Consider the following 19755-nt stretch of genomic DNA (forward strand, 5'->3'; position numbering starts at 1 on the left):
GAATCAGACGCCGGCCACATGCCGGACGGCGTCGAGGTACGGCATGTTGACGGCGGCGTCCGCTACGGCCCGCACCGCAGGTTTGGCGTTGAACGCCACACCGATGCCGGCGGCACCGAGCATATCCAGGTCGTTGGCGCCGTCGCCCACCGCCACCGTGTGCTCCAGGGCGATGCCCTCGGCAGCTGACCATTCGCGCAGGAACTTCTCCTTCGCAGCGCGGTCCACCACCGCGCCCAGCACCTTGCCCGTCAGCTCGCCGTCCACAATCTCCAGCTCATTAGCCTGCCAGTAATCCAGGCCCAGTTCCGCGGCGATCGGCTCCAGGATCTGGTTGAAGCCGCCGGAGACCACGGCTACCACGTGCCCCGCGGCCTTGAAGGCGGCCACGAGTTCGGCGGCTCCAAGGCTCAGTTTCACTTCCTTGCGGACGGAATCGACGACGGCGGCGGGCAGCCCTGCGAGCACCGCCACACGGGCGTGGAGGCTTTGGGTGAAGTCCAGCTCGCCGCGCATGGCGGCCTCGGTAACGGCTGCCACTTCTTCCCGCTTGCCCGCGTAGGCGGCCAGGAGTTCAATGACCTCCTGCTGGATCAGGGTGGAGTCCACGTCCATAATCAGGAGCTTGCGTTCCGCCGACCGCAAGCCGGCCGGGACAAGCGCCGTGTCGAAGCCGGCGATGGGGGATTCGGCCACGGCGTGGCGGAGTGCGGCAAGCCCGGCGGCCGTCGCGTCCGGAAGCTGGAGTTCGGCCATCTGGACCTGGTACCGCCCGTCGCCGGAGGAGGTTTCGGACAGCACTGCGGCGCCCTGTGCAGCGAGGATGGAACGGAGCTGCTCCAGCCCGGTCGGAGACACATTCAGGCCATAGCTGACCGCAGTCACGTTCGAAGTCATGCCTGCCATCTTAGCCAGCGGGGGAGAAGTCCCTTGAATTCATTTCACGGCTGCTGGAAGGTTGCAACCGGACAGTAGGTACGGTCACGACTGGAGGAACCATTGATTGAACTGCTCACCCCGCAAGAGATTGACCATGCGCGCCCCTCAGGCCAGTTCGTGGCTAATACGCTGCAAAACCTGAGGGAGAGGACCGGGCCAGGCACGAATCTCCTGGAGATCAATGACTGGGCCGCGGGCTTGATCCGTGCAGCGGGAGCCCGCTCCTGCTATGTCGACTACGCACCCTCGTTTGGGCGCGGCCCCTTCGGGAAGGTGATCTGCACGTCCGTCAACGATGCCGTGCTGCACGGGCTCCCTCATGACTACACCCTCAGGGACGGGGACCTGCTGACGCTGGATTTCGCAGCCAGCGTCGACGGTTGGGTCACCGACTCCGCCATCAGCTTCGTCGTAGGGGAATCCGCTGCCCCCGAAGACAAGAACATGATCGAAACCACCGAGCGGGCACTGATGGCGGGCATCGGTGCGGCGCAGTCCGGAGCACGGATTGGGGACATCTCCCACGCAATCGGCTCCGTGCTCGAGTCAGCACACTTCAAGGTCAACACCCAGTTTGGCGGGCACGGCGTTGGAAGCACCATGCATCAGGACCCCCACATTCCGAACACCGGCAAAGCAGGCCGCGGATACGTGCTGCGCCCAGGCCTGCTCCTGGCGATAGAGCCATGGGTCATGGACGGCACCAGCAAGCTTGTGACCGCACCTGACGGCTGGACCCTGTGCAGTTCCAACGGCCGCCGGACCGCCCACTCCGAGCACACCATCGCTGTCACCCAATCCGGACCCGTCATCCTTACGCAACCGGCCTGACGGGCACCTGGCGGAGCTGCGCAATCAGCGTTCCGCTGTTACCTTGCCCCGGTTATCAGTCGGCCTCTTTTTTGTCCTAGTGTCTACTCCTATGAGTGATGTTCTGGAATTGGCTTCCGTCAGCGTTGTCCGAGGTAAAAAAACCCTGCTGGACAAGATCGACTGGGAAGTCAATGAAGGCGAGCGCTGGGTAATCCTTGGGCCGAACGGTGCCGGCAAGACCACCCTCCTGCAGATCGCGGCCGCGCGCCTGCACCCCAGCAGCGGCAAAGCCGGCATCCTGGATGAGACCCTGGGCCGGACCGACGTCTTCGAGCTCCGCCCCCGCATCGGCCTGTCCTCCGCCGCGCTGGCCACCCAGATCCCGGAGCAGGAGAACGTCCTCAACGTGGTGGTGACCGCCGCCTACGGCGTCACCGGCCGCTGGCGGGAGGGATACGAGCGCGACGACGAGCGGCGGGCTTTCCGCCTGCTCAACGACTGGGGGATGGGGCCGCTCCTGAACAGGACCTTCGCCACCCTGTCCGAAGGGGAGCGGAAGCGTGTCCAGATTGCCCGCGCACTGATGACCGACCCCGAACTGCTGCTCCTCGACGAACCGGCGGCCGGCCTGGACCTTGGCGGCCGCGAGGAACTCGTCCACAAGCTGGGAGAACTGGCACAGGATGAGGACGCCCCGGCCATGGTCCTTGTCACCCACCACCTTGAGGAAGTTCCGCCGGGCTTCACGCACGCCATGCTGCTGCGCGACGGCGGAGTGGTCGCCGCCGGCCCCATCACGGATGTCCTGACGGCGGAGAACCTTAGCAAGACGTTCGGGCTTGACCTGGACATGAGCGTCAACGCTGGCCGGTACACCGCCGTCGCCCGCCGCTAAGGCGGCAGCGCATCACCTTGGATCTTCTCAGCAGCTTTTTTGTGGCCATCGCCGGCCTCTGGGCCGGAACCATCAATGCCGTGGTGGGCTCCGGCACCCTGGTGACGTTCCCCGTCCTGATCGCCCTGGGGGTGGCCCCGGTGGTGGCCTCCATGAGCAACGCCATGGGCCTGGTCTTCGGCACGGCAGCCGGAGCGTTCGGCTACCGGCGTGAACTGAAGGGGCGCGGCCGCCAGCTGATGCGGCTCCTGCCGGCATCCCTCCTGGGCGGCATCTCCGGCGCCTGGCTCCTCCTGCACCTGCCGGAGGAGGTCTTCCACTATGTCGCCCCCGTCCTGATTGTCCTTGCCCTCCTGATGGTGGTGTTCCAGCCCCGGCTGCAGGCCTGGGTCCGGTCCCGTGAGGAGAACCCGGAACACGCTGTGCGCGACAAGCGGCACGGCGTGCTGCTGGTGGTCCTGGTGTACCTGGCCGGGGTGTACGGCGGCTACTTCGTGGCCGCCCAGGGGATCCTGCTGGTGGGCATCCTGGGCGTCTTCCTCACCGGCACCATCCAGAACGCCAACGCCATGAAGAACATCCTGGTGCTGGGCGTGAACCTCGTGGCCGCCGTCTCCTACGTGCTCTTCGCCTTCGACAGGATCAACTGGCTTGTGGTCCTGCTGATCGCCGTCACCTCCAGCATCGGCGGACTTCTCGGGGCGAAGGTGGGCCGCCGGCTCTCACCCTCCGTGCTCCGCGCGGTGATCCTGGTCCTGGGCCTGGTGGCGCTGGGATTCATGATCGCCAATCTGCTGAAATAATCACCCGGTGACAATCCACTATCTTGAATCCGCCGCGGACGCCCGCGTCTCCGACTACACGCAGCTCACCGACGTCCATCTGCGCAAGCTGCGTGAACCGGCCGAGGGCATGTACATCGCCGAATCATCCCGGGTGCTGCGGCGTGCCCTGGCGGCAGGACACCGGCCTCGCTCCTTCTTCCTGGCCGAAAAGTGGCTCGGGGACCTGCAGGATGTCCTGGATGCCTACCCCCAGGTACCTGCTTTCATCGGCAGCGCAGCCCTGCTGGAGGAAATCACCGGCTTCCACCTCCACCGCGGGGCCATGGCGGCCATGCAGCGCCCGGCGCCCGTCCCGCTGCCGGAACTGCTGGCCGGGGCGCGCAGGGTGGCCGTCCTCGAGGACATTGTGGACCATACGAACGTGGGCGCCATCTTCCGTTCGGCCGCCGCGCTGGACATCGACGCCGTCCTCGTCTCGCCGCGTTGCGGGGACCCCCTCTACCGGCGCAGCGTCCGGGTGAGCATGGGCACGGTGTTCCAGGTGCCGTGGGCCCGGCTCACCAGCTGGCCGGAGGACCTGCACGTACTGAAGGAGAATGGCTTCACCGTTGCAGCGCTGGAGCTCACCGCGGACGCGGAAGATGTGGACGCGGTGGCTGCCCGCAACCCGGACAAGCTCGCCTTGGTGCTCGGCACCGAAGGTGCCGGAATGAGCGCCGGGACGCTCGCCGCCGTCGACCTCGCTGTGAAAATCCCCATGCGCAACGGCGTGGATTCCCTGAACGTTGCCGCGGCATCGGCTGTCGCCTTCTGGGAGCTGCGGCCCCGGAACTAGGGTGTATTCAGCCAGGAGGCCTGGTTCGCGGGCACCTGCGTTCTCCGCTATTATTGATAGCTGGCTGTAGTGCGCCCCCGGGCGGCGCTGCTGGCCATCCCATTCATACCTGGCAGCTGGCAAAATCCAGTTGTGCGAACAAAGGTCCATTTATGAAGTCTGATATCCACCCGAAGTACGAAGCTGTTGTTTTCAACGACCTGGCTTCCGGCACGAAGTTCCTGACCAAGTCCACCGTTTCTTCCTCGAAGACCATCGAGTGGGAAGACGGCAACACCTACCCGGTCATCGATGTCGAAATCTCCTCTGAGTCGCACCCGTTCTACACGGGCAAGCAGCGCATCATGGACTCCGCAGGCCGCGTCGAGCGCTTCAACGCTCGCTTCAAGGGCTTCGGCGGCAAGAAGTAACATACTTCCGCAAGGTTCTTTTGGGAAAGCCCGCACCGGTAAACGGTGCGGGCTTTCTGCGTTCCGGCAGCCTGTTACGGTGTGCCGGCAATTCTGGGGCAGGATGGAAGGCATGACCGCCACACCCTCGCCAGCAGACCGCTCCGCCTCCCGCCGCCACGGTGAATATAAGGTACCCGGCGGCAAACTCGTGGTGGTGGACCTGGATGTTGTGGACGGCCACCTCGCCAACGTTAGCCTCAGCGGCGACTTTTTCCTGGAACCGGACGAGGCCCTCCTGGACATCAACCGGGGGCTCACGGGCCTGCCTGACACCACGACGGCGGCCGAGCTTGCCGCCGTCGTGTCTTCTTCGCTGCCCACCGGCGCTGCCCTGTTCGGCTTCTCCGCGGACGCCGTCGCCGTCACCGTCCGCCGTGCCCTGGCCAAGGCAACCTCCTGGGCGGACCACCACTGGAACGTCATCGCACCCACCGTCCTGCCCACCGAGATCAATGTGGCCCTGGACGAGGTCCTCACCGAGGAAGTCGGCGCCGGCCGACGCCATCCCACCCTCCGCTTTTGGGACTGGCAGGAGCCGTCGACGGTGATCGGCAGCTTCCAGTCCTACCGCAACGAGGTGGACCCCGGCGGCGTGGCGAAGCACGGCATCAAGGTTGTCCGGCGCATCAGCGGCGGCGGAGCCATGTTCATGGAGGCCGGCAACTGCATCACGTACTCGCTGTACCTGCCGCAGACCCTCGTTGACGGGCTCAGCTTCGCGGACTCCTACCCCTTCCTGGACGCCTGGGTGATGGCGGCACTGGAGAAGCTTGGCATCAACGCTTTCTACGTGCCCCTGAACGACATCGCCACGGAGCAGGGCAAGATCGGAGGGGCTGCGCAGAAGCGGCTTGCCAATGGCGGCATGCTGCACCATGTCACCATGAGCTACGACATCGACGCCGACAAGATGGTCGAAGTCCTGCGGATCGGCAAGGAAAAGCTCTCGGACAAGGGGACCCGCAGCGCCAAGAAACGGGTGGACCCGCTCCGGCGCCAGACCGGACTGGCTCGCACGGCCATCATCACCGCCATGGCGGACGTTTTCACGGACCGGTACGGCGCCACGCCCTCACAGCTGACGGAGAACGAGCTCGCTACCGCCCGTGAGCGGGTCGCCGGCAAATTCGGCACGGCGGAGTGGCTGCACCGGGTTCCGTGATCTAGGGAGCGGCCGGTGAGGCTTGGACGACGACGGCGGCCTGCGCGGTGAGTGCCCGCAGCAGGTGGCTGCGCTGCTCCACCATGATCCGCCGCAGGGCGCGCGGAGCATCTCTATTGGCGGCCAGCCATGCGTCCGTGCGCCGGATGACGGGGTGCCCCGCCGGGTCCATGCCCTCGGCCAGGTCCTGGCCCAGCGGGTAGAGGCCCCGGACAATCCGGCTGGCGATCTCGATGCTGCGTTCCTCCCAGACGCTGCGCAGGCACGCGAAATATGGCTCCACGAACGGCACCAGCAGATCCGGCGGCGCCGTCATGAACCCGGTGATGGTGGCGGTCAGCAGCTGGTTGGAGAGCTCGTTCCCGTGCACCGCAGCCTTCCACGCTGCTGCCTTGGCGTCCGGGGCCGGGCGGGCAGCGAGCGCCGTTGCGTGGCCGGCGCGCCCGGAGGCAGTGGTGTCGCGGGCAAGCTCGGCGTCCAGTTCTTCCACTGTCGCCTCACCGTTGGAAGCCAGGGCATGCCAGAGGTGCCAGCGCAGTTCCGCATCCACGGCCAGTCCGGCCACCGGTGCCGTGCCGTCCATGAGTCCGCGCAGCCGGGACAGCATGGCGGCATCGTGCCGGCTGGCGCTGGCCAGGGTCCGAGCCCAGGCCAGCTGCTGGTCCGAGCCGGGTGCGGCCCTGTCCAGTTCGGCTGCTGCGGCTGCCAGGAACGTGGAGCGCAGGGCATCACGTTCGCCGGCCGGGGTGTAGCGTTCGACGGCGGTGCCTGCGTTGTCGAGGATATTCAGCAGGACGCCGATTCCCGTTTCAGCCGGACCGAACGCAGCCACTGCTTCAACGTAGCGCGCAGCCGGGCTTTCCCCGTCCCGGGCCGAGTTCCAGAGCGCCGTCCAGCACAGCGCCCGGGCCATGGGGTCTTCGATGCGGTTGAGGGACGAACGCACGGTTTCCTCCGACGCCGGGTCCAGCCGCACCTTGGCGTAGGTAAGGTCGTCATCGTTGACCAGCAGGAGCGCTGGCCGGGGCTTGCCGGCGAGCTGGGGGAGTTCCGTCCGGGCACCCGCCACGTCCGTCTCAAAGCTGTCGGTGCGCACCAGTGCCCCGCCGCCGTCGAAATTGTACGAACCCACGCGCAGCCGGTGCGGCCGCAGCTCCTCGCGTCCGGTGACCGGATCAATGGCGTCCTGGACGATTGCCACCCGGCCCAGCAGGCCCTCGTCGTCCGTTCCCGGAGCAATGTCCAGGGACAGCGTGGAGATGCCCGAGGTCTGCAGCCACTGCTGTGCCCAGCCGGCCAGGTCGCGTCCGGAGGAAGCACCCAGTGCCTCCAGCAGGTCGCCAAGGGTTGTGTTGCCGTAGGCGTGCTTGCGGAAGTAGTCGCGGGAGCCGGTGATGAACGCCTCGAACCCGGCGTAGGCCACCAGCTGCTTCAGCACCGAGGCGCCCTTGGCATAGGTAATGCCGTCGAAGTTCTGCTTGGCGGCTTCAAGGTCCGGGATGTCCGCCACGATCGGGTGGGTGGTGGGCAGCTGGTCCTGGACGTAGGCCCAGGCCTTGCGCTTGTTGGCGAAGTTCACCCAGGCGGTGTCCCAGTCCGTGGCGCGGTCCACGCCGAGGGTGCCCATGTAGTCGGCGAAGGATTCCTTGAGCCACAGGTCATCCCACCACTGCATGGTGACAAGGTCGCCGAACCACATGTGCGCCATCTCGTGCATCAGGGTGTTGGCCCGTCCCTGGTACTGGGCGTCGGTGGCGCGCGAGGTGAAGACGTAGCTTTCGGTGAACGTCACCAGGCCGGGGTTTTCCATGGCACCGAGGTTGTATTCGGGCACGAAGGCCTGGTCGTATTTGCCCCAGGGGTAGGGGTAGTCGAAGAGCCGGTTGAAGAAGTCCAGCCCGTTTTTGCTGAGCTGGAACAGTTCGCCGGTGTCAAAGGATTCCGCCATGGACGCCCGGCAGTACAGGGCGAGCGGCACGTCCAGGGAGGTGCCGTCGTCGAGCGTGGCCTGCCAGCGGTCCTCGGCCTTGAAGTACGGCCCGGCCAGCACGGTGGTGATGTAGGTGGACATGCGCTCCGTGGTGGCGAAGTCCCAGCGGGCGGCAGAGGGGTCGCTGGTGAGGAGGGTGCGGGCAGCTTCCGCGCCGTTGGAGGCGACCTGCCAGCCGGCCGGTGCGGTCACGTGGAAGGTGTACGGGGCCTTGAGGTCGGGCTGTTCGAAATTGGCGAACACGCGGCGGGCGTCGGCGGGCTCGTACTGCGTGTAGAGGTAGCACTGGCCGTCCGCCGGGTCAAAGAAGCGGTGCATGCCTTCGCCGGAGCGGCTGTACAGGGCGGTGCCGGTGACCGTCACCTGGTTTTCGGGCTGCAGGTTGTCCAGCCTGATCCTGGCGCCATCGGCCACGTCCTCCACGCGGAGTTCCCGGCCGTTGAGGAACACACCCTGGACCTCGCCGATGAAGTCCAGGAACGTCGATGCGCCCGGCCGGGAGGCTGTGAAGGTGATGATGCTGCAGGTGGGATAGCCCGCCACGTCCGGATCCGCCGCCTGCCGCACGTCCAGGGATACGTCGTAACCGGTGGTGCTGATCAGGGCTGAACGGTGGGCGGCTTCATCGCGCTGCAGATTCTCATGTGACACCCAGCTATCTAATCACGTGGTTATCCGGCTATCAGCAGGGCCGCCGCCAGCCCCAGCACGGCGATCAGGAACCACGACGCCAGTGCCGCCAGCAGCGCGCGACCGCCTGTGTGCAGGAGCGTCCGGATCCGGACGGCGGACCCCAGGCCGAAGAGCGCTGCACCCAGCAGGATGTCCTGGAGCGCTGCACCGGCCTCCAGCCATCCATCGTCCAGCCAGCCGGTGGAGCGGAGGCCCACCATCGCCATGAAGCCAAGTACGAACAGCGGCACTACCGGCGGCAGTTTCGCGTTGTCGCGGTCCGCCGGGTTCTCCGGCCGGGGCGCGTACCGATGGTGCGCACCGGCCAGTGCCGCCACCGGTGCCAGCAGCAGCACCCGGGTGAGCTTAACCACGACGGCGATGCCCAGCGCCGCCGTCCCAGCGGTTTGCGCCGTGGCCACCACCTGGCCGACATCGTGCACTGAGGCGCCTGTCCAGGCACCGAATACGGGCGCACTGAGCTGGAGGGGATGGACCAGCAGGGGCAGGACGCCGATGGCAAGGGTCCCGCAGAGTGTTACGAGCGCCACCGGCAGGACGGTGTCCACGTGCCGGATCCGGCGGACGGCGGCCATGGCGCCAATGGCGGAGGCACCGCAGATCGAGAAACCAGTGGCCACCAGCAGCGAGGTCACAGGCGGCAGCCGGAACAGCCTGGAGATCAGGTAGGTGCCGCCAAAGCTGGCCGCCACCACGCCGACGATCAGGACCAGTGCCAGCCAGCCCAGGCCCAGCACGTGCATGATGCTGACTTTCAGGCCCAGGAGCACGATGCCGCCGCGCATGAGGTGCTTCCCGGCAAAGTCCAGTCCGGGCCGTGCCCTGCCGGCTGTCCACACCCCGGCGGCGGGAAGGTTGGCGGCCAGGACGCCCAGGACCACTGCCAGTGTCATCGCGGGAAGCGCCGGGACCAGGCTATGAACCAGGAAGGCTGCCGCCAGGGCGGCGGCAGCTGTGGCCAGGCCGGGCAGCAGCCTTTCCGCCCGCCCTGGGCGGCCATTGCCGGGGTTTCTGAACGATCTGCGGACTGGCACTCACCTACTGTGCCGGAAAAGCGGCGCAATGCACGAACCAGGCATCCGGCGCCAACACGCCAGAATGGATGGCAGTAATGAATTCGAAACAAAAAGATGGTTGGCTATTGGACATGTCAGACCTATTCCAGGATTACTCCGTGGCCGCCGGCCGGTCCGGAGCCTACGACGAGATGTTCGCGCCCGGGCAACAGGCCAGGGACTCGTACGGGCAGGTGGCGGACGCCCTCCGCAAGCTCTCCCTCGCGGATGTGAGCGCCCGTGCCGACTCCATGGCGCGCACCTTCCTGGACCGCGGTGTGACCTTCGACTTTGCGGGGGAGGAGCGACCCTTCCCGCTGGACATCGTTCCCAGGGTCATTCCGGCCGGGGAGTGGGACGTCCTGGAGCGGGGCGTTGCCCAGCGTGTCCGTGCGCTGGAAGCCTTCCTCAACGATGTCTACGACAAGATGACGGTAGTGGCCGACGGCGTGATCCCCCGGCAGCTTGTCACTACCAGTGCCCACTTCCACCGCCAGGTCCACGGGTTCGAACCGGCAGGCGGCGTCCGCGTCCACATCTCCGGCATCGACGTCGTCCGCGACGCCGCCGGGACCTTCCGCGTGCTCGAGGACAACGTCCGCGTTCCCTCCGGCGTGAGCTACGTCCTGGAGAACCGCCGGGCCATGGCCAAGGGCCTGCCGGAGGCTTTCGGCCAGCAGCTCATCCGCCCGGTCGAGGAATATCCCCGCCGCCTGCTCTCTGCCCTGCGCAAGACGGCGCCCTCCGGCGTCGACGATCCCACCGTCGTCGTGCTCACCCCCGGCGTGTTCAACAGCGCCTACTTCGAGCACACCCTGCTCGCAGGCCTCATGGGCGTGGAACTGGTGGAGGGCCGCGACCTCATCTGCCGCGGAAACCGCGTCTACATGCGCACTACTGCCGGCGAGCAGCGCGTGGACGTCATCTACAAGCGCATCGACGACGACTTCCTGGACCCGCTGCAGTTCCGGTCGGACTCCATGCTGGGTTGCCCCGGCCTGGTCAACGCTGCCCGGGCAGGCGGCGTCACCATCGCCAACGCCGTGGGCAACGGCGTCGCGGACGACAAACTGGTCTACAGTTACGTCCCTGACCTCATCCGCTACTACCTCAGCGAGGAACCCATCATCGCCAACGTGGACACGTACCGCCTGGAGGAGAAGGAAGCCCGCGAATACACCCTGGACAACCTGGCCGAACTGGTGGTCAAGCCGGTTGACGGCTCCGGCGGCAAGGGCCTGGTCATTGGCCCGGACGCGTCAAAGGATGAACTCGATGCCCTCCGCCAGCGGGTCATCGCCGATCCCCGCGGCTGGATTGCCCAGCCGGTGCTGCAGCTTTCAACGGTTCCCACACTGAGCGGGGACAAGTTCGGCCCCCGCCACGTGGACCTGCGGCCCTTCGCCGTGAACGACGGCGACAACGTCTGGGTGCTCCCGGGCGGGCTGACGCGCGTGGCGCTCAAGGAAGGCTCGCTGATCGTGAATTCCAGCCAGGGCGGCGGGTCCAAGGACACCTGGGTTCTGGCCGACTCGCCCCAGGTGCCGGTGGAAACCGTGCCCCGGCCGTCCATTTCCGTCCGTGAACGCGTCTCGGTATGGCCCGTTGAGAGCAACTGGCGGGACCGCCAGTCGGAGCAGCAGCAGTGAGCCGGGCCGTGACCTGGCAGTTTCCTTTTCCAGTTTCGGGCCCGCAGGAGGTAGCCGCGAATGCTTAGCCGTATTGCCGAGTCCCTATTCTGGATCGGCCGTTATGTGGAGCGTGCGGACGGTACCGCCCGCATCCTCGACGTCCACCTTGAGCGGCTCAACCACCTGCCCATGGACGAGCGCAAGAGCGTGGCCCAGGAACTTTTGGCGGTCATGGGCGCACGCCCGCAGAGCGAGGATTTCGGGCTGCCCGAGCTGCTCCATGCGCTGGCCTATGACAAGACCAGCGCCACCTCCATTGCAGGGTCCCTGGGAGCCGCGCGGGAGAACGCCCGGCGGGCCCGCGAAACCGTCTCCTCAGGGCTGTGGGAGAGCCTCAACACCACCTACTACGGGCTGAGCCAGCACCGCAAGGACGTGGTGGGCACCTACCGGTTCTGCAACTGGACGCTGGAACGGACCGCCATGGTCAGCGGCCTGGCGGATACCACCGTCAGCCATGACGAAAGCTGGCTCTTCCTGGTGCTGGGCCGGTCCCTGGAACGGGCGGATATGACCGCCCGGATGCTCTCCACCCGCGACGTGCTGTCCGCCGGAATGTCCTGGGTCAACATGCTCCGGTGCGCCGGGGCGTACGAGTCTTTCCTGCGTACCCGCCGTGCAGCCTTCGGCGACCAGCACGCCGCCGAGTTCCTGCTGCTGGACCGGCTCTTCCCGCGCTCCATCGTGTACGCCCTGCGGGACGCCGACGAGTGCCTGGCCAAGCTGGATCCTTCCGCCCAGCGCGTGGGGTTCATCAACGACGCCCGGCGGATCGTGGGCCAGGCCCGCACGTTCCTTGAGTTCCACCGGACGGATGACCTGATGTCCGAGCTCCCGGAGCACATGGAGCGTGTGCAGAAAGCCGTTGCGCAGGCGTCGGACGCCATTTCCCGTAAGTACTTCAATCAGGCGGATGAACTGGCCTGGGTGGGAGAAGTTTCATGACCCGGCTGAGCATCGTGCACAAGACGGCCTACAAGTACAACAAGCGGGTCACCCTGTCCTACAACGAGGCGCGCATGACCCCGCTCACCGACTCGCAGCAGGTGGTGCTGGAATCGGTGGTCAAGGTCTCGCCGTCGCAGGCGGCCGTCAGCACCTACCGCGACTACTGGGGTACCAGGGTCACGGCGTTCGACATGCAGATGCCGCACGAACACCTCGAAGTGGTCTCCAACATCACGGTGGAAGTCCACCGCGCCGAAAAGATCCCCGCGGAAGCGGACATTGCCGGCTGGGATGTCCTTGCTTCACCGGAGACGCTCAATACGTTCAGCGACTGGCTGCCGCAGTCCAGGCTGAGCGGCCCGGGGGACGAGGTCCTCGGCATCATCCCTGACGTGGTGGCCGGGAAAAACCCGCATGAGGCCGCCATGGCTGTGTTTGAGTGGATGCGCGGCGAGATGACCTACATGTCCGGCTCGACGGCGGTGACCACCAACGCGGAAGAGGCGTGGGGCCAGCGCCAGGGTGTGTGCCAGGACCTGGCGCACCTGGCGATCGGTGCACTGCGCAGCTGCGGCATCCCGGCACGCTACGTGTCCGGCTACCTGCACCCGCGGTCCAGCGCCGGCATCGGCGAGACCGTGGCAGGGCAGTCACATGCCTGGCTGGAATTCTGGGACGGCGACTGGCGCAGCTGGGACCCCACCAACCACAAGCCGGCCGGCGACTTCCACGTCACGGTGGCCCGGGGTCGGGATTACCGTGACGTGCCGCCGCTGAAGGGCATCCTGTCCGGCGGTGGGGGCTCGGCGCTGAGCGTCAGCGTGGAGATCACGCAGCTCGCCTGACCAGCGGGCCTGCCCGGTGGGCTACCACTGGGCCGTGCTCCTGTGGTGCGGGTGCCCGGTTCTTGAGAACCGGGAAACCGGGCCGGGAGCAGACATCCGCGATGAGACTGCCTCCACCCGACTAGCGATTTCGCCAGGACGATACATAGAGTTCGCGCTAGGGCCCTGTGTGGAGGACGGACCCGCCCAGGCTTTTCTGGATGAGGTCCGGGTCCTCGCTGACGACGGTCCAGTTCTTTCCAATATTGACGGCACGCTGCCCGGCCGGCTTCCAAAGATCCAGCTGCGACTGCAAGTACACGTCGTCGGTGTAGATCGCAAGGTAGGTGAACTCACCGCAGCTTGCCGAGGAGGCAGCGAACTTGGAGGGGGGCGAATCGACAACCAGCTCCGGGCATGCCAGGCCTGCAGATTCCACAGCTTCCTTCAAGTTGCCTACCGACTCAAACGTTCCGCCATCCTCCGGCGGCGGACTGAGTTCGGAAGCAGAGCATGATGCCAAGGAGAAGGCGAGAATGACTGCGGCAGTGCCCATAGCGGTTCGGTTCATATCTGGTCCCCATTTCAGAAATCGTCCGCGTTGTCCCAGCCTAACCGGCCCAGGCACCCGCCGCGCGCCAAGAATGGCCTTACCCGCCCGGATCGCTCAAGGGCGTACCTGATAGCGCAGGTGAAGCACACGGTTCCCCTGAATCATTAAGTCAGTGACTGTTGTCTGCGTAGGGGCGATAGCATGGGCTGGTAGCACTGTACGATGCCCACGGCGGCGGCAAGGCGTAGCTCCAGGCTCCTCTGAGGTGGCGCAGGTATCGCGCCCAAAGCTGTCGAAGGATGTCCGATGACGATTCTCGATCCTGCCAGGTCCGACCAGTTCCGCACAGCGGCGCAGCACGCTTCATTCCACGTGCCCACAGCGCGCCGCGACGAGTTGGCCACTCACGTTCTGGACGCCATGCGTGGCCAACGCTACGACAGCGCCGCAGCGGTCGCAGTCCTTGATGGTGACCAACTGCTCGGCCTGGTCACCATCGAGAAGTTGTTCGCCGCCCCGCCTGCCACTCCGATGAGCCTGCTGATGGACGCCAACCCTCCGGTTGTCGCTGCCTCAACCGTGCAGGAGCATGCGGCCTGGAAAGCCGTCCACCACAATGAGCCCACCCTCGCCGTCATTGACAATGGCCGGTACGCCGGTCTCATACCCGCCAACGCAATGCTCGAGGTGCTGCTGACTGAGCATGACGAGGACATGGTGCGTCTGGGCGGGTTCCTGCGCTCTGCATCGCCCGCTCAGCTGACGACGGTGGAGCCGCTGCTGCGTCGCCTGTGGCATCGCCTCCCATGGCTGGGTGTTGGGCTCATCGGTGCGTTGCTCGCGGCCGGGGTGGTGGGCAACTTTGAGGCCGATCTGGCTGAGCACGTCCTCATCGCATTCTTTGTCCCCGGCGTGGTCTATCTCGCCGATGCGATCGGAACGCAGACGGAAGCGCTCGTCATTCGAGGCCTTTCGCTTGGTGTAGGCGTGCAGCGAATCATAGGCCGCGAGATCGTAACTGGTGTGATTCTGGGCTTGCTCCTCGGAGGGGTGTCACTGCTCATTGTGGGATCAATCTGGCAGGACTGGGCCGTGGCCCTGGCCGTCGCTCTCTCACTGCTGGCTGCCGCTTCGATCGCTACCGTCATCGCCTTGGTTCTGCCCTGGGTAATCAGCAAGCTGGGCCAGGACCCGGCCTTCGGTTCCGGGCCCCTCGCCACGGTGGTACAGGACATCCTGACCGTGACGATCTACCTTACTGTTGCCTCCGCCCTCGTGGGCTGACTTCCCGCCGCCGCGTCCGGCACCAAAGTTCGCGACAGTACCCGGCAGCTCAGCCACCGGCAGGTTAGGCCGCGGCAGGTATGCACTCCGGCCGTGGCAGGGGAATTACTCCTGTGCAGTCCTAATGGCGCCGCTGAGCTGGGTCCACCAGGTCATCGGCTCGGTCACCCTGAAGCGGCGGCCGGTGACGGTATCCGGGGTGATGCGCACGAACACATCCTTCTTCCCGGCCTGCCACGGGAAGAGGAAGAGCTGCGTGGTGTCCAGGACCTGTTCGGTTCCGGTGACGACGGCGGCCGTCCCCTTAACCACCACACTCCAGGCGAGCCCGGTGTCAGGATCCACCCCGTCGGCTTCCACGGCCACCGCTGCGTCTTCCGAGGCGCCGGACAGCTTGGTCCCTTCACTCGTGCGGAACACCAGGGTGCCTCCGTCCACCGTGTAGTTGATGGGGAAAATATCCGGCCGTCCCGAGACCAGGACGGCCAGCCTGCCGACGGACACGTTCCGGAGCATGGCCCAGCACTCGTGGTGTTCAAGATTCTGCACTTCAGATATCGGTTCGCCGCTCATGCCGCGAGCTTACCCTTACCAAGGGCTGGGTTTGTAGTCCTTGAGGAACACCCCGTACTGGTCCTCACCGTTCTCGCCCATGACAATGGGATCGTACACACGGGCGGCGCCGTCCACGAGGTCCAGGGGCGCGTGGAAGCCTTCCTCCATAAGCCTGACCTTGGTAAAGTGCGGACGCTCATCCGTGATCCATCCCGTGTCCACGGCGGTCATCAGGATGCCGTCGCTGTCCAGCATCTCCTGCGCGCTGGTGCGCGTCATCATGTTCAGCGCTGCCTTGGCCATGTTGGTGTGCGGGTGGCCCGGGCCCTTGTAGGCGCGGGAAAACTGCCCTTCCATGGCGGAGACGTTCACGATGTACTTCCGGCGGGCCGTGGAGCGTTTCATGGCGGCGCGCAGGCGGCTCACCAGCAGGAAGGGCGCCGTCACGTTGCAGAGCTGCACTTCAAGCATCTCCAGCGGATCCACCTCGTCCACCACCTGGGTCCAGCTGTTGATCGTGGCCAGGTCCGGAACCAGCCCACCGGCATCAATGGCCGTTCCAGAAGCGATCCGCTCCAGTGAAGCGGAGCCGGTGGACAGCGCCAGGGACGTGATCGCATCTCCGGCCAGGACCGGGTGTTCGGTGACGCTGCTGGCCAGCGCCAGGGGGTGCTTGTCATGCGCGTGGCCGAACGTCACCAGTTCGGGGCCGCCGTTTGCCTGCTCCAGTGCTGCGGGCAGGGGCTCGTCCTCGGCGTCCACCAACGGCTTGTAGGCATTGCCCGAACGTCGGACGGTCTGGGCCGCGTTGTTGATAATGATGTCCAGCGGGCCCGCCTCGTTGAGGGAGTCCGTCAGTGCCATCACCTGTGCAGGGTCGCGCAGGTCGATGCCCACAATCCGGAGCCGATGCAGCCACTCTCCGCTGTCCTCCATCGCGGCGAACCGGCGGGCGGCGTCCTTGGGAAACCGCGTGGTGATGGTGGTGTGCGCACCGTCGCGCAGCAGCCGGAGCGCGATATACATCCCGATTTTGGCCCGCCCGCCGGTGAGCAGGGCGCGGCGGCCGGTGAGGTCGGTGCGGGCGTCCCGCTTGCTGTGGCTGAAGGTGGCACACTCCGGGCACAGCTGGTGGTAAAACGCATCCACCTGGGTGTAGTGCTGCTTGCAGATGTAGCACGGGCGCGACCGGATGAGGTGTCCTGCCACTTTGCCGGTGGCCGAGGTGGCCAGCTTGTTTCCGCGGGTCTCGTCGTCGATGCGGTCTGGAGCGGCGGTGGCGGTCTGGGCGAGGACTGCCCGGTCTGCCTCGGAAATCAGGTCGCGCTTGGTGACCCGCCGGTGCCGCTTGACGGCCTTGAACATCTTCCCCGTGGCACGCCGCACAGAGATGTAGTCCGGGTGCTCCTCGTCATAGGCGTGGATGGTGTTCAGGACCTTAAGGCAGGCCTGGATTTCCTCAGGGGTCAGATCGGGGGAGCTCACTGTACCGATTTTACAGCCTGGGGCACTGCCGGCCGCACCTGTGCAGGCGGGCCGGCCCTCGGGGTGAGGCGCTAGATCCTGGCGCCGGGTGCGGCGTCGGCAGCGGCCGCAGCGTGTGTCTCGGCCACCCTGTCCACGGATTCCTGCAGGTCGGGATGCTGGCCGGCAGCTGCCTTTACTGCGTTCGGGACGAGGTGGAGGTTCCGGGCAGCAAGCTGCCGTTCGTCGTCGGTCGGTTCGGGTACGGTCTGCCCCTTGGAGAGGACCGTGATGCCGGACTCGGTGACCTTGAAGCCGCGGGCACGGTCCAGGTCCGCGTCCAGTCCGATCGCCGCACCTGCCGGCACCTTGACGTTCTTGTCGATGATGGCCCGGTTCACAACGGCGCCCTCGCCGATCTGCACCTTGTCCATCAGGACGGAGTCGATAACCCGGCTGCTGGTGGCCACGTAGACGTCGTTGGACAGGACGGAGCCCTCCACGATGCCGCCGGAAATCACTACGCCGCTGGAGACGATCGAGTCCAGGGCGGTGCCCACCGTGTTGTTCTGGCCGCGCACGAACTTTGCGGGCGGTGAGATGCTCTGCCTCGTGTAAATGGGCCACTCGGAGTTGTAGAGATTGAAGACAGGAAGCGGGGAGATAAGGTCCATGTGGGCGTCGTAAAACGAATCGATGGTGCCCACGTCCCGCCAGTAGGTGCGGTCACGCTCGGTGGAGCCGGGGATGTCGTTGAGGGTGAAGTCGTACACGTCGGCCTCGCCCTGGTTGACGAAGTAGGGGATGATGTCCCCGCCCATGTCGTGCTTGGTGTCCAGCCGCTCGGCGTCGACGTGGAGGGCGGCCACCAAAGCGTCGGCGTCAAAGACATAGTTGCCCATGGAGGCCAGGAACTGCGAGGGATCGGCGGCGAGGCCCGGAGTGCTTGAGGGCTTTTCCACGAACGCCGAAATCTTCTGCGGGTTCTCCTGGTCCACCTCGATCACGCCAAACTGGTCCGCCATGTGCAGGGGCTGCCGGACGGCGGCAACCGTCGCCTTGGCGCCGCTGTTGACGTGCTGCTCCACCATCTGGGCGAAGTCCATGCGGTAGACGTGGTCTGCGCCGACAACCACCACGATGTCCGGGTTGGCGTCGTGGATCAGGTTCAGGGACTGGTAGATGGCGTTGGCGCTGCCCAGGAACCAGCTCTTGCCCACGCGCTGCTGTGCGGGGACGGAGGCTACATAGTTTCCGAGCTGGGTGGACATGCGCCAGGCCTCTGAAATATGCCGGTCGAGGCTATGGGATTTGTATTGGGTGAGGACCACGATTTGCAGGTAGCGCGAATTCACCAGGTTGGAAATCGCAAAATCGATCAGGCGGTAGCTCCCGGCGAAGGGTACAGCAGGTTTGGCCCGGTCTGCCGTCAATGGCATCAGTCTGTTTCCCTCGCCACCCGCGAGGACAATGGCCAGGACTTTTTTGTTCAACGGCATGATGGTCGCTCCTGTACGCCTTCGTAACTCCCCAAGACAGTCCGGTAGGCCCGGACCCCTTCACACTAGAACAGTTAAGCGGGAAGGACTACCTTGGGTCTTGTGCGTATAGACATTGTGACCAAAGAGTTCCCGCCGGAGATCTACGGTGGCGCCGGAGTCCACGTGGCCGAATTGAGCAGGGTGCTTAGCAAGCACGTTGACCTGCAGGTTCGTGCTTTTGGGGCTCCCCGCGACACCGACTATCATGGCGCCACCGTGACGTCCTACCAGGTGCCGGAGGACCTTGGCGGAGCGAACGCCGCAGTCCAGACCCTCGGCGTGGACCTTCGGATTGTGCCGGACGTGGAAGGCGCGGACCTTGTCCATTCGCACACGTGGTACGCCAACATGGCAGGGCACCTGGCCTCTCTGCTGCACGGCATCCCGCACGTCCTGAGCGCCCACAGCCTGGAGCCCCTGCGGCCCTGGAAGGCGGAGCAGCTCGGCGGCGGGTACGCGCTCTCGTCCTGGGTGGAGAAGACGGCGTACGAGGCAGCGGCAGCCATCATCGCCGTTTCTGAGGGTATGCGCCAGGACATCCTGCGCAGCTACCCGGACGTCGATCCGGAAAAGGTCCGGGTGGTCCATAACGGCATCGACGTTGAGCTGTGGCAGCGTGACGAGAATGACGACGCCGTCCGCTCCCTGGGCATCGACCCCGCCAAGCCCAGCGTGGTCTTTGTGGGCAGGAACACCCGCCAGAAGGGCGTGCCCTACCTTCTCCGTGCAGCAGCGAAGCTTCCCGCCGACGTCCAGCTGGTCCTCTGCCTGGGCGCCGCGGACACCCCCGAACTTGCTGCCGAAACGGCACGGCTCATTGAGGAACTGCAAAGCCAGCGGACCGGAGTGGTGCTCATTGAGCGGATGCTGCCGCGCCACGAGCTAATCCAGGTGCTCAGCCATGCGACCGCTTTCGCCTGCCCCTCCATTTACGAGCCGCTGGGCATCGTCAACCTGGAGGCCATGGCGTGTGGCGCCGCGGTGGTTGCCAGCGCCACCGGCGGAATCCCGGAGGTGGTGGAACACGGCCGGACCGGGCTCCTGGTTGACCTTGAGCAGGTCACCGACGGAACCGGAACGCCCCTCGATCCGGAGAAATTCGTGACCGAGTTCGCGGCAGCGCTCACGGAGGTGGTCTCCGACCCGGAGCGTGCCCGCGCCATGGGGCAGGCCGGCCGGCTGCGTGCCGAGAAGCATTTCTCCTGGGAGTCCATCACCGAGACCACCCTCGAGGTGTACCGGTCCGTGCTGCCGGCCCGGAGCTAGCGGTCCTTCC

General features: G+C 66.0%; 18 protein-coding genes. 11 read left to right on the forward strand and 7 right to left on the reverse strand.

The window, feature by feature from the left end; translation table 11 throughout:
* Positions 1–3: 3 nt before the first annotated feature.
* Positions 4–897, reverse strand: a complete 894-nt coding sequence (gene serB / locus ABRP28_RS04820) for a phosphoserine phosphatase SerB (RefSeq protein ID WP_350003363.1) — start codon at positions 895–897, stop codon at positions 4–6.
* A gap of 102 nt (positions 898–999) precedes the next feature.
* On the opposite strand from serB, the gene map reads away from it, so the two are divergent.
* The 6 genes from map (at position 1000) to ABRP28_RS04850 (ending at position 5881) form a co-directional block, all read left to right on the forward strand.
* Positions 1000–1770, forward strand: coding sequence for a type I methionyl aminopeptidase (map, locus tag ABRP28_RS04825; protein WP_350003361.1), 771 nt, complete (start codon positions 1000–1002; stop codon positions 1768–1770).
* Between the two features lie 91 nt (positions 1771–1861).
* Positions 1862–2647: an ABC transporter ATP-binding protein gene (locus ABRP28_RS04830; protein WP_066275729.1), complete on the forward strand. Its 786-nt coding sequence runs from the start codon at positions 1862–1864 to the stop codon at positions 2645–2647.
* 17 nt (positions 2648–2664) lie between these two features.
* On the forward strand, positions 2665–3450 hold the full coding sequence (locus ABRP28_RS04835) for a sulfite exporter TauE/SafE family protein (RefSeq protein ID WP_350003359.1): 786 nt from the start codon (positions 2665–2667) through the stop codon (positions 3448–3450).
* Between the two features lie 7 nt (positions 3451–3457).
* Positions 3458–4267, forward strand: coding sequence for an RNA methyltransferase (locus ABRP28_RS04840; protein WP_350003358.1), 810 nt, complete (start codon positions 3458–3460; stop codon positions 4265–4267).
* Between the two features lie 152 nt (positions 4268–4419).
* Positions 4420–4677 carry a type B 50S ribosomal protein L31 gene (locus tag ABRP28_RS04845; protein WP_066275740.1) on the forward strand — a complete coding sequence of 86 codons (258 nt, stop codon included), beginning with the start codon at positions 4420–4422 and terminating at the stop codon, positions 4675–4677.
* 112 nt (positions 4678–4789) lie between these two features.
* Entirely contained in the window at positions 4790–5881 is a 1092-nt protein-coding gene (locus ABRP28_RS04850) for a biotin/lipoate A/B protein ligase family protein (protein ID WP_350003356.1), read from the forward strand.
* A gap of 1 nt (position 5882) precedes the next feature.
* Here the strand turns inward: ABRP28_RS04850 and pepN are convergent, their stop codons facing one another.
* Complete coding sequence (pepN, locus tag ABRP28_RS04855; RefSeq protein ID WP_350003354.1) at positions 5883–8522, reverse strand: aminopeptidase N; 2640 nt, start codon at positions 8520–8522, stop codon at positions 5883–5885.
* Between the two features lie 20 nt (positions 8523–8542).
* Positions 8543–9598 (reverse strand): putative sulfate exporter family transporter, encoded by a 1056-nt coding sequence (locus ABRP28_RS04860; protein WP_350003352.1) that lies wholly within the window; start codon positions 9596–9598, stop codon positions 8543–8545.
* A 113-nt stretch (positions 9599–9711) separates the two neighbouring features.
* On the opposite strand from ABRP28_RS04860, the gene ABRP28_RS04865 reads away from it, so the two are divergent.
* From ABRP28_RS04865 to ABRP28_RS04875, 3 genes are read left to right on the forward strand one after another with little or no spacing between them, the layout of a single operon-like run.
* Entirely contained in the window at positions 9712–11268 is a 1557-nt protein-coding gene (locus tag ABRP28_RS04865) for a circularly permuted type 2 ATP-grasp protein (protein WP_231456534.1), read from the forward strand.
* A 60-nt stretch (positions 11269–11328) separates the two neighbouring features.
* Complete coding sequence (locus tag ABRP28_RS04870; RefSeq protein WP_066275749.1) at positions 11329–12255, forward strand: alpha-E domain-containing protein; 927 nt, start codon at positions 11329–11331, stop codon at positions 12253–12255.
* Entirely contained in the window at positions 12252–13103 is an 852-nt protein-coding gene (locus ABRP28_RS04875) for a transglutaminase family protein (protein WP_350003350.1), read from the forward strand. Before ABRP28_RS04870 ends, ABRP28_RS04875 begins: the two co-directional genes overlap by 4 nt.
* 157 nt (positions 13104–13260) lie before the next feature.
* On the opposite strand, the gene ABRP28_RS04880 is transcribed toward ABRP28_RS04875, so the two are convergent.
* Entirely contained in the window at positions 13261–13653 is a 393-nt protein-coding gene (locus tag ABRP28_RS04880; RefSeq protein WP_350003349.1) for a hypothetical protein, read from the reverse strand.
* Between the two features lie 288 nt (positions 13654–13941).
* Between ABRP28_RS04880 and ABRP28_RS04885 the strand changes: the two genes are divergently transcribed.
* Positions 13942–14919, forward strand: coding sequence for a magnesium transporter (locus ABRP28_RS04885; protein ID WP_350003347.1), 978 nt, complete (start codon positions 13942–13944; stop codon positions 14917–14919).
* Between the two features lie 105 nt (positions 14920–15024).
* On the opposite strand, the gene ABRP28_RS04890 is transcribed toward ABRP28_RS04885, so the two are convergent.
* The 3 genes from ABRP28_RS04890 to glgC form a co-directional block, all read right to left on the reverse strand.
* Complete coding sequence (locus ABRP28_RS04890) at positions 15025–15492, reverse strand: pyridoxamine 5'-phosphate oxidase family protein (RefSeq protein WP_350003346.1); 468 nt, start codon at positions 15490–15492, stop codon at positions 15025–15027.
* A 15-nt stretch (positions 15493–15507) separates the two neighbouring features.
* Entirely contained in the window at positions 15508–16959 is a 1452-nt protein-coding gene (locus ABRP28_RS04895) for an SDR family NAD(P)-dependent oxidoreductase (RefSeq protein WP_350003344.1), read from the reverse strand.
* A 71-nt stretch (positions 16960–17030) separates the two neighbouring features.
* On the reverse strand, positions 17031–18437 hold the full coding sequence (glgC, locus tag ABRP28_RS04900; RefSeq protein WP_231456529.1) for a glucose-1-phosphate adenylyltransferase: 1407 nt from the start codon (positions 18435–18437) through the stop codon (positions 17031–17033).
* Positions 18438–18539: 102 nt separating this feature from the next.
* On the opposite strand from glgC, the gene glgA reads away from it, so the two are divergent.
* On the forward strand, positions 18540–19745 hold the full coding sequence (gene glgA, locus ABRP28_RS04905) for a glycogen synthase (RefSeq protein ID WP_350003343.1): 1206 nt from the start codon (positions 18540–18542) through the stop codon (positions 19743–19745).
* The last annotated feature ends 10 nt before the right edge of the window (positions 19746–19755 follow it).

Origin of the sequence: Pseudarthrobacter sp. WHRI 8279, from assembly GCF_040224115.2 — a bacterium.
GTDB lineage: Bacteria > Actinomycetota > Actinomycetes > Actinomycetales > Micrococcaceae > Arthrobacter.